We start from the raw sequence: 12,346 nt of genomic DNA on the forward strand, positions 1-12,346 counted from the left end.
GGGACGGGTGGGAGGGGAGGGGGGAGGGCCCCACCCCCGGTCGCGCAGAACACTCACCGACGCCCTCCGCAAGGCGACAGGTCCCGGCGGGCGTGAGTACGGGGTCCGGGTGGGCCTCTGTTTCGGTGGCAGCACCGCGGTCGCGCAGGCCCTGCACCCCGACCACTGGTACTGGCTGCCGGTGACCGCTGTGTTTCTCGTCAAGCCCGACCTCGGCCCGCTCGTCTCGCGGGTGCTGTGCCGGGCGGCCGGGACGATCGCGGGGGCGGGCCTGTTCGCCTTGCTCGGTGTCCTGCTGCCGAGGCCGTTCGGGCTCGTCGCGCTGGTGGCGGTGTGCGGTGGGCTCCTTCCGGTGGCCACACGGCACTTCGCCGCGCAGACCGCCGTCATCACCGTGCTCGTCCTGTCGCTCGTCATGGCCGCAGGTGAGGCGGAGGCAGCCCGGAGCCGGATCACCGAGACACTGCTGGCCTGCGCGATCGTGTTGGTCGTCGGACATCTGCCCGGACCGCGCGGCCATCGCGGCGGCGGAGTGCGGGCGCGCCTCACGCTCGCCCGCGACGCCGCCCACGCCTACGTACGGCATGTGCTCAGCGAGGGCGTCGCAGGGGCAGATCCTGCCGAGCGGTGGGCGTTGCGGCGCGAGGCGTACCGGGCGCTCGCCCAGGCGCGGGCGGCCGTGGAGCTGGCAGGCGCCGAACTTCCGGTGCTCGCACGGCACTCGGACGGCTCGTGCCGGACCACCGTCGTACTGGAGCGACTTGTCGACACCGCCACCGCGTGCGCCGTGTACGTCGACGACACGGGACGCGTGCCGGAGCAGCACGCCGAACGGATCGGCGTGCTGCTCGCGGAACTGGCCGCGTGACCGACCAGACCAACCAGCCGCGCAAACGGCTGACCGCTACCGGCCGACAGCCGACAGCCGACAGCCGACAGCCGGGGCCGACAGCGGACAGCCGACATTCATTGGTCGCGGTTCAAGGCTTGGGCAGAGTGCAGCCCGGCGCCGTCAGGTCGATCTTGTTGCCCACACCGACGCACGGCACGATCTCGTACGTCTCCTCGGCGTAGTTGGTGCCCTTGTGCACAGTCACGTCGCCGTTCTCGTCCACCTCGCACGGGTTGTCGAGTGTGCAGCGTTCCCCGTCCTCGTTCCCGGTGTTGTTGACGGCGATGACCTTTCCGGTCGCCTGGTCGATCACAGGGGATCCGGACGTGCCTCCGATGGTGTCGCACTCGGGCGTGTAGCGGACCGAGTCCTTCCAGGTCCAGTCGGCTTCCTTGAGACGGTAGACGAATCCGTCGATCGAGCAGCTGTACGTCTTCTTCCAGTAGCCGGAGACGACACTGATCGCTGTGCCGGCCGCCGGGTGGTCGGGTGACAGCTCCAGCGCCTTGATGCCGTACGTGTCCTCGATCTGCTGGTAGGTGCTGGTGAGTTCGTAGAGCGAGATGTCCGTGTCGGTCATCGTCCCGTAGGCCACCTTGTCGGCCTTGAGCCTTCCGACCGGGTCGCCGGAGGCGTCCAGCAGGCTGAATGTGCGGCTGGACGGCTGGTCGAGCACCACGTCGCCAGGGCCGGGGAAGCCCGACTCTAGGCAGTGGCCGTTGGACATGACGAGGGCTGGGTCCGTGGGCCGGGATTCGGGGACGCGGATGACAGAGCCGGAACAGTTGCTGAGTGCCACGGTCCCGGCGAAGTCCACCGCCTTCACGTGCGGCCGCGCGTGCCGCTGGGCGTGCGACCGCTGCGCGTGCGACGCGGCGGGTGTGTTCGTGGCGTGTCCGTCGGACGCCATGGCGGGTGCGGTGCTCGCGCCCAAGAGCAGAACTGCGCCGCTGGCCACGGCGAAGAGCGACTTCTTCATGTGGGGGGTCCTCTCCCGTGCTGAGTGGTGCGCGTGAGGGGGACTTGCCGACAATGCCGGCAACGTCGTGCCTGTTTGGCATGAGCATTGTGATGGCAAGCGTGCCGACGGACAACAGCGCACGCTCAGCGGACAGGGATCGTGGAATTCCGTGTCAGCGGGGCTGAGTTACCCGGCCGCTGCCCTGGTCCACCCTGCGGAACTGCTCGTTCGAGGAGGGGGAGGAGCCCGAGACGCGGGTGCGCGGCGAGGTGAACACCCCGGCGGCGCGAGTTCTGCGCAGCTACGGGCTCACGGCGCCGCGTTCGCGACCGCCTCTCGTGCGGCGTACATGAAGGGCGCCCTCTTCAAAGTCGCGTGCGTCGCAACTCGGCGCGCGTGCGCGGAGCCCGTGGGTGAGGTGCCGCAGCGACCGCATGAGCTGAGGGGCTCTGCGTCCCTCGGTTGTGTCGTGCGCGGACTGGCCTCAACTCGGTGTCTTTCTCGTCACGTTGAGAGCCGCGTGCGGGCCTGCGAGCGTTCTCCCTCACATGGTGCACGCCCCTCATGTGGTGCGCCCGAGTCGCGTGTGACGTCATGGGGCGCAACAGGGGCGTGTGCGCAGAGTCGGAGCGGAGGACGATGACAGGCGAGAGAGTGGTGCTACGGCGTTTCCCGGCGGGCGGGCCGCGTGGCTCCTGGCCCGCGGAGGAGTTCGCGCACGAGCGGCGGCAGGAAGGTCAACCAGCCGAAGTGGTCATGGACTTGGCGACCGACGCGTTTCTGGTGATCGTGCGGGAGCCGCGGGAGCCGCGGGAGCCGCGGGAGCCGCGGGAGCCGCGGGACTCGCGGGGGCCGCAGGATTCGCGGGATTCGCGAGAGCCGGTTGCGCCGTCCGGCGCGGGCGGCCCGATGAGGTGCTCAGGCGCGGCGACGACGCTCAGACACCGGATGGGCTCGACCGCGACCACGACGGCGTAGTCCCCGTCACCCGGCACAGGGCGAGATACAAGGGGATGGGCGGCGTGTAGGGGAACACGCCGTCCGGGCGGTGGATGAGGTCGGGCGTGCGGCACGCGTCGGGGACGAGCGTACCGGGGGTGTAGCGGGCGGGCGTCGGCCAGTCCAGGGCGACATCGGAGTCGGACGGGACCAGCCACCACCACTGTGCCCCGTCCGCGTACACACAGCCCATGCGGGGCAGCCGTCGGGTCATCGCGCGGGCGAACGGCTCGGGCACCGCCACCGCGTCGCAGCCGAGCGGGGCTTCCATGCCGTCCGGCACGCTCAGCCGGACGGCGGCGGGGGTGCGCGTCGGGCGCCGTCGGCGGGCGAGCCCGGCGAGTGAGTCCAGCTGCATCGTCCGTGTCGTCACCGCGCCCATCCGTTCCCGCTCAGCACGTTCGTCGCTCTTTGTCCGCCCCCGTCGGCGGGTGTCGATCTGTCGTCGACCGGGCGGGTCACCTCGCCGGTTCGGCGTGTGGTCCTCGGCCCGTCCGGTGCGCCGACCCGACTCGATGTACTCGGCTTTTGGTCCGCAGCCTTGCCGCTCCGGTGCCCGGTGCGTTCCGCTGCTCTGTCGCTCTGTCGCTCTGTCGCTCTGTCGCTCTGTCGCTCTGATGGTCGTCGGGTCTGTCGGGTCGGGGTGAGGTCTCTGGCCTCCCTCGCTCCGATCAGTCGTGTTCCGTCCAGTGGGCGGGTCAGTCCCGTCTGTCCGGCTGCTGGCCCGGCCGGCTCGGCCGCCGCTCAGGTCGTTGCGGCGTTCCCGTGGTCGTCGTTCCTCCGTGTCACCAGGCCCATTCGGCCACGTCGCCAGGCTCGGGCACGGGCACTGCCCCCGGTCCAGTCATCTGGTGCCCGTCGCGCGGCAGTTCGGCCCAGACGAGCAGCCCGGGACCGGTGCCTGCCTCCTGCGCACCCCAGGCCGAAGAGACGGCTGCCACCAGCAGGAGGCCCCTGCCGTACTCCTCGCCCGGCGCGACTCTGCTCTGCGGGCGTACATATCCGGGCACATGCCCCTCGTCCCGTACCGCTATCCGCACACGCTCACCGGCGGAGTCGCGCAGCTCGTTGAGTTCGCAGTGGATACGCCGACTGGCGGTGTGCACGATCGCGTTCGTGACCAGTTCGGACACGACGAGGGCTGCCGCGTCACAGGTGTCATCGCACGCCCCCCAACGACTGAGGTGGGCGCGCGTCATGCGACGGGCCTGTGCGGCGGAACCCGGGTGGGGAGCCAGTTCGAAGCTGCTGCGGCGCACCGGGGACCAATCGGGAAAGGTACCCGAACGGTCACCGAGCGTAGCCTCGCCGGCTTCTGTTCCTAAGGGCGCGGACGGAGTCACGCTTGCCACTATCGCCCCGTCGTGAACACTTGGCAAGAGCCACTCTGAAAAGTGCAGAGTGCAGTGTGCCGCACGGAGTGGGCATGGCACACTGCTCGCGACGGCCCGTCGTGCTCTGCCCTGTGCGGTTAACCGCGGGAAAACAGCAGGTGAACGACGCGAGCGGCGCGTTTCGACAGTCAGCCACTAGGACACTTGGGACCACTGGGAGGTACGGGGCGTGAGTGAACCGCGGTCCGCGCCGACCGTCGGACAGGTCGTTCTCGGCCGACGACTCCAGGAACTGCGGGAGCACGCCGGGCTCAAGCGCGAGGAGGCTGCGAAGGTACTCCGTGTCACCGCCGCGACGGTCCGTCGCATGGAGACCGCCGAGGTCGCGCTCAAGATCCCGTACCTTCAGCTCCTCCTGAAGTCCTACGGCGTCGCGGCCGACGAGGCCGAAGCGTTTGTGCAGCTTGCCGAGGAAGCGAACAGACCGGGCTGGTGGCAGCGGTTCCACGACATCCTGCCGGGCTGGTTCTCCATGTACGTCAGTCTGGAGGGCGCGGCGAGCCTGATCAGGTCCTACGATCCGCACTTCGTGCCCGGCCTGCTGCAGACCGAGGACTATGCGCGAGCCGTACTGCTGTCGGGCGCGATCGGGCGCACGCTCGCCGACGACCCCGATGCCATCGAGCGGCACGTCGCCCTGAGGATGCGGCGCCAGGCGCTGATCACCCGGGAGAACGCCCCTCGGCTGTGGATGGTCATGGACGAGACCGCGCTGCGCCGCCCCGCGGGCGACGCGGATGTGATGCGCGCCCAGATCGACCGGCTCCTGGAGGCGATGGAGCTGCCGAACGTGACACTTCAGGTCGCGGAGTTCGCCGCGGGCCCGCACCCGGGCACGTACGGGCCCTTCGTCCTGTTCCGATTTGCCATGTCAGAACTGCCGGACATGGTCTACAGCGAGTACCTGACCGGCGCCGTCTACCTCGACGCGCGCCCTGAGGTGGCCACCCACCTGGAGGTCATGGACCGCATGGCGGCGCACGCCGCGACGGCACACCGCACGAAGGAGATCCTCCGAGATCTCCGCAAGGAGCTGTGAATGGACCGGATCAAGGACCGCATACGAGGTGTCGACGGGCAGCCGATCTACAACGGCATGCCCGCACGGGAACTCGGCACCGAGGGCTGGCACAAGCCATGGAGCGGCGGCAACGGCGGCAACTGCGTCGAAGCCATGAAGCTGGCCGACGGTCGTGTCGCCGTCCGCCAGTCCGCGGACCCGGACGGACCGGCCCTGATCTACACCCCGGGGGAGATCACCGCTTTCATCGAAGGCGCCAAGTCGGGTGCGGCGGACTTCCTGCTGTCGTGATGCGTCGACCCGCTGACCTGCTGTGTTGACCTGCTGACCTGCTGACTTGCTGACCTGTCGATCTGCTGGGCTGTGTTCGGCTGGTCGTTCGTGGACGGCTGTGGCGCGCGTGCTCGTGGCGGAGGACGGGGCGCACGCCGACGGTTTCACACGGACATCGGCCGGTCGTGCGCCCGCACCGGAGCGGGCAGTCGCGTACTGCCGGTCAGCCACCGGTCGACGGACGCGGCGGCGGACCGGCCCTCCGCGATCGCCCACACCACCAGCGACTGCCCCCGCCCGGCGTCCCCGGCCACGAACACCCCGGGCACGTCCGTGCCGAACGCGGCATCCCGCGCGATGCCCCGCGCTGTCGCCCCCAGCCCCAACTGTTCTACGAGGCCGCCGGGTGTGCGCTCCGGCCCGTGGAACCCGAGCGCGATCAACACCAGGTCCGCCGGAAGCGCCCGTTCCGTGCCGGGGCGCGGCCGCCGGGCGTCGTCCACCTCCACGAGGTGCAACTGCCGAACATGTCCCTCGGCGTCTCCGGTGAAGCGGAGCGTCGACGCCGCGAACAGCCGGGCGTCCGCGTCGGCGGCCGGCGCCGTGCCAAGGGCTCCCGCCTCCTCGTGCGCGGCCGACAACCGGTACACCTTCGGGTAAGTCGGCCAAGGATCCACCTCCTCCCGGCGCCTCTCGTCGGGCATGGCGTAGATGTCCAACTGTGTGACGGACGCCGCCCGCTGTCGCACCGCGGTCCCCAGACAGTCGGCGCCGGTGTCACCACCGCCCACGATCACGACGTGCTTGCCCGACGCGTCGAGCGGCGACACTGCCAGGTCGCCCTGACACACCCGGTCGGCGAGCGGCAGATACTCCATCGCCTGATGGATCCCGGCCAGCTCCCGCCCCGGCACGTCGAGGTCACGCCATGCCGTGGCCCCGATGGCGAGTACGACGGCGTCGTAGCGCGCCCGCAGATCGGCCGCCGAAACGTCCTGGCCGACCTCCGTCGAGGTACGGAACCGCACTCCTTCCCCAGTCAACTGCTCCAGCCGGCGGTCCAGATGGCGCCGCTCCATCTTGAACGCCGGGATGCCGTACCGCAGAAGCCCGCCAGGGCGGTCGTCCCGCTCGTACACGGCGACGGTGTGACCGGCCCTGGTCAGCTGCTGCGCCGCCGCGAGCCCGGCGGGCCCCGAACCGACGACGGCCACTGTGCGCCCGGTCAGCCGCTCCGGCGGCCTGGGCGTCACCGAACCGTCCTGCCACGCCCGGTCGGCGATCGCGAGCTCCACGTTCTTGATGGTCACCGGGGCCGGATCGGCGGCCCGTGCGGTCTCCAGGCCGGGCGGCAGCGCACGGTTGGCCGGATCGATGGCCAGCACGCAGCCCGCCTCGCAGGGCGCGGGACACAGCCGACCTGTGAACTCGGGGAAGTTGTTCGTCGCGTGCAGCCGCTCGCTCGCGGCGCGCCAGTCGCCCCGAGCCACGAGGTCGTTCCACTCCGGGATGAGGTTTCCCAACGGGCAGGCGTCGTGACAGAACGGAACCCCGCAGTCCATGCATCGGTCGGCCTGGCCGGAGATGATCGGCAGCAGCCCGCCCGGGACGTACACCTCGTCCCAGTCGCGCACCCGCTCCTCCACCGGGCGGCGCGGAGCCTCCTGACGCGGCGTGGTGAGAAAACCTTTGGGGTCGGCCATGGCCGTCTCCCTGGGGTTCGGCCCCCTCGGCGTGCCCCGCCCGGTTCATTCCGTTCCGAGCGGGTTCGAGAGCTCTTTCCGCCACGATACGTCGGCTCGTCGGCACCACGCGCGTCATGGCCCGGGGCCCGCCGTGCGTTCGCCGTGCGCTGCCCCTCTCGCCTCGCCCCCGGTCCTGCTTGCTCTCCCGTCCCGTCGGACGACCGTCAGGTCAGCGCCAGAACGAATGAGACCGTCGCCGCGAACGCGGCCGCACCACGTATGTGGTTCCACGCCACCCACTCTCTGAGGTATCTGCGCCAGTACGCTGCGCTGCGCTCCGATTCCTCGTCGCCCGCCAACTCGGCCAAGGCCTCGTTGCGTGGGATGTTCGCCGTGATCGTCACCCCGAACGCCCCGAGCAGATACAGCGTGCAGCCGAGCAGCAGAGTCACGGTGCCCTGGTCGGGCCAGACCACGAACGTCACGACGGTCACCATCACGCACAGTGCGGCCGCGCCGAGAAACGCCGCCATGAACGCCGGATTCACCGCCGCGATGTTGATGGCGTTCATCGCGGCTATACCGCGGCCGGCGGGAAGCGCGCCCAGGCCCCGCATCACGAACGTCGAGAACGCGACGAACACACCCGAGGCAAGGCCGCACCACAGCGCCGCCATGACGACGAGCACGAAATAAGGTCCCGAGATCATTCGTCCCCCCTGATTCCTGCCTGGCTCATGCCTTGATTCTCGTTGCCCTTTCGGCCCGCCGGTCGATCTCCTGGGCAGGCATGCCCGTCGATCACGGACCGGCTGTGACCCGCAAGGCATCCAGCACGGCCGCGACCTCAACAGCCACTCGCTTCCGTGCCTCCCGCCACGGCACTCCCTCCATCAAATACTGGTCGTACGGCGTGTCCTCGTGCCGCACAGCGGCCCGTACCGCCGCCGTCACCGCACCTTCGGACAGGGCCCGCCCGGCGGAGCTGCGCCCCACACGCCCGCTGCCGCGCACGCCGGTGTGCTCGGCGATCGACAGGGCCCGCCCGGCCGGGCAGCCTGGGAACAGCCGCCGGATCTCCGCCGCGAACGCCGCCACGAAGCGAGCGTCCGACGCGGCTCGCCGGGCCGCGTCCCGTGCCCGCCGACGTGCCCGCGCCTCCGCATCGGCCAGGCAGCGGGCCTCCGCTCGCTCGAGCGCCTCCCGCTCGACGAGCACACCCTGCCGCTCGTATCGGCCACGCCGACGATGGAACCGCACCACGACCGCCGAAAGCGTGCTTTCCTCTCGCGCCCGCCGGGTGAGTGCCGTGTCGCCGCGCGGCAGATACACCAGGTGCGCCAGGTCGGCGCAGCCGAGACAACGCGGGTGGCCCTCCTCCAGGACGAGCAGGGGGAGCGGACCGGCACGGCACGTGCCGCACCGACGCCGCTTGACCGGCTGGAGAACCAGAGGTCCTCGTCCTCCGGCTCCAGATGTATGCGCTCTCCTCGACTGGGCCACACGCGCTTGATGCCCGCTCGGGGCGGCCCGGCATCATGGACCGCGTGCGACTCGAACCGATCACCTGGGAACGGCTCGTCGACGTCCTCGCCGACCGGCTGCTCGACCTGAAGCCGGCCGACGGCGATTCCTGGCTCAAAGTCGCCTTCGACGGAGCCCCCGCCGCCCGCCCCGGCGACCTCGCGTCCCGCGTCGCGGAGGCGCTGCGGGCACGCGGGCGCGCGGCGCAAGTGGTCGGTACGGAGGGCTTTCTGCGCCCCGCCTCGCTGCGCTACGAATACGGGCGCCAGGACGTGGAGGCGTACTACAGCGGCTGGTTCGACACGGGTGCCCTGTGGCGCGAGGTGTTCGGTCCTCTCGAACCCGACGGCACGGGCCGGATCCTGCCCGATCTCTGGGACCCGGTCACCGATCGCGCCACGCGCAGTCCGTACGTCCGGCTCGCGGCCGGCGGCGCTCTGCTGCTGCACGGCCCGTTCCTTCTGAATCACTGGTTCCCCCTTGACCTGTCCGTTCATGTGCATCTGTCGCCGAGCGCGCTGCTCCGCCGTACCCCCGAGGCCGAACGGTGGACGCTGGAGGCATTCACCCGCTACGAGACGGAGGCCGATCCCCGGGACGCCGCCGACGTGGTGATCCGTGCCGACGACCCGCGCCGCCCCGCGTGGAGCGGCTGAAGCACCTGGTCGACGCCATGACATGCGTTCCTCCCCGGGGGCGACGAGAATGGGGACCGGTCACGGTGGCCAGGCCACGCGACCCACCTCGAAACTCTCCTCCACCCCTGTAACGGGAGGTACGCCATGACCACGGCAGCGGACATCATGCACCCCGGCGCGCAGTGGATCCCCGCACACGAGACCCTGGACCGCGCCGCCCAGATGATGCGCGATCTCAATGTCGGCGCCCTGCCCATCAGCGACACCAACGAGCGGCTGTGCGGCATCCTCACCGACCGCGACATCGTCGTCGGCTGTGTGGCCATGGGGCACGACCCGGCCAAGATCACCGCAGGCGAGATGGCCCATGGCACGCCGCGCTGGATCGACTCCGGCGCCGACGTGAGCGAGGTTCTGAACGAGATGCAGGACCACCAGATCCGGCGTCTGCCGGTCATCGAGAACAAGAAGCTCGTCGGCATGATCAGCGAGGCCGATCTCGCCCGGCATCTTTCCGACGATCAGATCGCGGCGTGGGCCGGGAGGGTCTACGCGGGGCGCTGAACCGTCACGACCCGAGACGCGACGGTCCGATCCGCGTGGCACCGTGCGCTGTCGGCCGCACCGGAGCTCATAGCCACCCGTTCCGCTTGAACCCTCGGTACACCACGACGCATATCGCGGTGATCACCGTGAGGACGAGCGGGTAGCCGAAGCGCCAGTGCAGTTCGGGCATGTGGTCGAAGTTCATGCCGTAGATCCCGCATCCCATCGTCGGTACCGCCACGATCGCAGCCCAGGCCGTGATCTTGCGCATGTCCTCGTTCTGAGCGACCGTCACTTGGGCGAGATGGGCCTGCAGGATCGAGTTCAGCAGTTCGTCGAAGGCGGCTATCTGTTCCGACGCGCGCAGCAGATGGTCCGACACGTCACGGAAGTACGCCTGTATCTCGGCGGGCACTACGGGGAAGGGGCGACCCGCGAGCTCCTGTATCGGTCGGGCGAGCGGCGTCACCGCCCGCTTGAGCTGGAGCAGTTCCCGCTTGAGCTGGTAGATGCGGCCGGGATCGGCTCGTGCCCCGTTCTCCGCGAAGACGTCGGTCTCCACCTCGTCGATGTCGGCCTGCACGTCGTCGATCACCGACAGATAGTCGTCCACCACGCTGTCCGCGATGGCGTGCAGCACCGCCGCCGGGCCCTTGCCGAGTTGCTCGGGGTCCGCCTCGAGGTTCTCGCGCACGGGGCCGAGCGATCCGTGCATGCCGTGCCGGACCGTGATCACGAAGTCCTGGCCGACGAACACCATGATCTCGCCGGTGTCGACGACCTCACTGGTCGAGGTGAGCGTCGCGTGCTCGACGTAGCAGACCGTCTTGAGGACGGCGAACAGCGTCCGCCCGTACCGCTCCACCTTCGGCCGCTGGTGTGCGTGGACCGCGTCCTCCACGGCCAGCGGGTGCAGGTCGAACAGTTCGGCGATGTCCGCGAACTCCAGCTCGGTCGGCTCGTGCAGACCCAGCCAGACGAAGCCCTCGTCGGCCTTGCGGACGCGACGCACCGCTTCGACCAGGTCCGGGCCGCCGGACTCGCGCACACCGCCGCGATACGTCACACACTTCACCACAGCCGACCCCAGCGGTGAGCGGGCCGGGTGACTGAGGTCCACCCTGCGCCGCCGCTTCGTCAGCTGTGCGACTCTGCGCAGGCCGCCCACCCTCCGTAGCCGGCCCACCTTCCGCAGGTTGCCCGCCATCGACATGATCGGCTCCTTGCGTCGGACTCGTACCGGCCCGTACGTGAGTACGTGCCGTACCTGGCTGCCGCCCCGCTGAGAGGGCGATCTGGCGTGCAGTCTGCCAGCGGGAGCCGATGCCGCGTCAGCCCCTGTGGGAACGGAGTGTTCCGCTCCGGAAGTTGAGTGATCGTCGGCTCGCAGACCAGGCAAATGCCATAGGGTGGACGAAGGTACTGAAATGATCCAGTCATGATGCGAACCGGTGGTCACGCGTACCTTCTCGACAATCGGCAGCCCGAGGCGGGTCAGCCCTTCGACGCATTCTCGTCCCTGTTCGACCCCACGACGTTCCGGCACATCGAGCGGCTCGGCATCGGTTCCGGCTGGCGCTGTTGGGAGGTCGGCGCCGGAGGGCCGTCGGTGGTGTCATGGCTCGCCAGGAAGGTCGGCCCGACCGGCCGGGTCCTCGCCACCGCCCCCGACACGTCCTGGCAGACCGGCGCTCCGCGCACCCCTGTGGAAGTGCGCCGACACGACATCGGTGTGGACGAGCCGCCGGCCGAGTCGTTCGACCTGGTCCACGCCCGGCTCGTGCTCGGCCATGCCCCCGACCGGGAGCGTGCGTTGGCATCCATGATCCGTTCCTTGCGGCCCGGCGGACGTCTCCTGGTCGAGGACGCCGACCCGGCCCTCCAGCCGTTGCTCTGCCCCGACGAACACGGTCCCGCACAGCAGTTGGCCAACCGTCTGCGCCACGGATTCCTGCAACTGCTCGCCCGCGGCGGAACAGACCTGTCGTACGGGCGCAGGCTGCCGCAGCTGCTGCGCGAGGCGGGGCTGCGCCAGGTGGAGGCCGACGCGTACTTCCCGCTGGCGTCCCGTGCCTGCTCGGCGCTGGAGGCGGCGACGGTCGAGCGGTCCCGCCCGTCCCTGGTCGAGGCGGGGCTCGCCACGCACGAGGAGATCGACCGACATCTCACCAACGTGGAGCAGGGCGCGATGGACCTGGCGACGTCCCCGCTGATCTCGGCGTGGGGACGCAAGGGGTAGCCCCTGTCCGCCAGAGAGGCTGGAGCTGTGGGGCGGGCGCTAGGCGAGCCGTCCAGTAGCCGCGGCGTTCACGCTACGAGCCGTCCAGTGAGCGCGGGGCTAGTGCTCCGGCAGGCAACGTTTGCCCGTCAAGGAGCGGCGTCCGGTGCGTGCTCTCGGCGTGCCGGCCGGAAG

13 protein-coding genes are annotated in these 12,346 nt (G+C 70.2%); 6 read left to right on the top strand and 7 right to left on the bottom strand.

Annotation, left to right across the window (positions count from 1 at the left end; genetic code table 11):
• Nucleotides 1–868 (top strand): FUSC family protein (locus OFY01_RS10830; RefSeq protein WP_266598691.1); only part of this gene is annotated, 868 nt, incomplete at its 5' end.
• Between the two features lie 112 nt (nucleotides 869–980).
• Here OFY01_RS10830 and OFY01_RS10835 read toward each other — a convergent pair.
• From OFY01_RS10835 to OFY01_RS10845, 3 genes are all read right to left on the bottom strand, one after another.
• The gene (locus OFY01_RS10835; RefSeq protein ID WP_266598693.1) at nucleotides 981–1,871 is read right to left on the bottom strand and encodes a trypsin-like serine peptidase; all 891 of its coding nucleotides are present in this window, start codon (nucleotides 1,869–1,871) and stop codon (nucleotides 981–983) included.
• Between the two features lie 919 nt (nucleotides 1,872–2,790).
• On the bottom strand, nucleotides 2,791–3,234 hold the full coding sequence (locus OFY01_RS10840; protein WP_266598694.1) for a hypothetical protein: 444 nt from the start codon (nucleotides 3,232–3,234) through the stop codon (nucleotides 2,791–2,793).
• A gap of 403 nt (nucleotides 3,235–3,637) precedes the next feature.
• A complete protein-coding gene (locus tag OFY01_RS10845; RefSeq protein WP_323135497.1) occupies nucleotides 3,638–4,051 on the bottom strand; it encodes an ATP-binding protein in 414 nt (137 codons plus the stop codon).
• Between the two features lie 364 nt (nucleotides 4,052–4,415).
• Between OFY01_RS10845 and OFY01_RS10850 the strand changes: the two genes are divergently transcribed.
• A complete protein-coding gene (locus OFY01_RS10850) occupies nucleotides 4,416–5,285 on the top strand; it encodes a helix-turn-helix domain-containing protein (RefSeq protein WP_266598696.1) in 870 nt (289 codons plus the stop codon).
• The gene (locus tag OFY01_RS10855) at nucleotides 5,286–5,558 is read left to right on the top strand and encodes a DUF397 domain-containing protein (RefSeq protein WP_266598698.1); all 273 of its coding nucleotides are present in this window, start codon (nucleotides 5,286–5,288) and stop codon (nucleotides 5,556–5,558) included.
• A gap of 146 nt (nucleotides 5,559–5,704) precedes the next feature.
• Here the strand turns inward: OFY01_RS10855 and OFY01_RS10860 are convergent, their stop codons facing one another.
• The 3 genes from OFY01_RS10860 to OFY01_RS10870 form a co-directional block, all read right to left on the bottom strand.
• A complete protein-coding gene (locus OFY01_RS10860) occupies nucleotides 5,705–7,243 on the bottom strand; it encodes a glutamate synthase subunit beta (RefSeq protein WP_266598700.1) in 1,539 nt (512 codons plus the stop codon).
• A 206-nt stretch (nucleotides 7,244–7,449) separates the two neighbouring features.
• Entirely contained in the window at nucleotides 7,450–7,935 is a 486-nt protein-coding gene (locus OFY01_RS10865; RefSeq protein WP_266598702.1) for an anthrone oxygenase family protein, read from the bottom strand.
• Between the two features lie 91 nt (nucleotides 7,936–8,026).
• Nucleotides 8,027–8,677: a DUF2293 domain-containing protein gene (locus OFY01_RS10870; protein WP_407700316.1), complete on the bottom strand. Its 651-nt coding sequence runs from the start codon at nucleotides 8,675–8,677 to the stop codon at nucleotides 8,027–8,029.
• A 95-nt stretch (nucleotides 8,678–8,772) separates the two neighbouring features.
• On the opposite strand from OFY01_RS10870, the gene OFY01_RS10875 reads away from it, so the two are divergent.
• Nucleotides 8,773–9,405: a nucleoside/nucleotide kinase family protein gene (locus OFY01_RS10875; protein WP_266598706.1), complete on the top strand. Its 633-nt coding sequence runs from the start codon at nucleotides 8,773–8,775 to the stop codon at nucleotides 9,403–9,405.
• Nucleotides 9,406–9,531: 126 nt separating this feature from the next.
• Entirely contained in the window at nucleotides 9,532–9,951 is a 420-nt protein-coding gene (locus OFY01_RS10880; protein ID WP_266598707.1) for a CBS domain-containing protein, read from the top strand.
• A 67-nt stretch (nucleotides 9,952–10,018) separates the two neighbouring features.
• Here OFY01_RS10880 and OFY01_RS10885 read toward each other — a convergent pair whose 3' ends face one another.
• Nucleotides 10,019–11,146, bottom strand: a complete 1,128-nt coding sequence (locus tag OFY01_RS10885; RefSeq protein ID WP_266598708.1) for a magnesium and cobalt transport protein CorA — start codon at nucleotides 11,144–11,146, stop codon at nucleotides 10,019–10,021.
• A gap of 225 nt (nucleotides 11,147–11,371) precedes the next feature.
• On the opposite strand from OFY01_RS10885, the gene OFY01_RS10890 reads away from it, so the two are divergent.
• Nucleotides 11,372–12,172 (top strand): methyltransferase domain-containing protein, encoded by an 801-nt coding sequence (locus tag OFY01_RS10890; RefSeq protein WP_266598710.1) that lies wholly within the window; start codon nucleotides 11,372–11,374, stop codon nucleotides 12,170–12,172.
• Nucleotides 12,173–12,346 lie beyond the last annotated feature (174 nt).

It is taken from the genome of Streptomyces beihaiensis (assembly GCF_026274175.1).
Lineage (GTDB): Bacteria > Actinomycetota > Actinomycetes > Streptomycetales > Streptomycetaceae > Streptomyces > Streptomyces beihaiensis.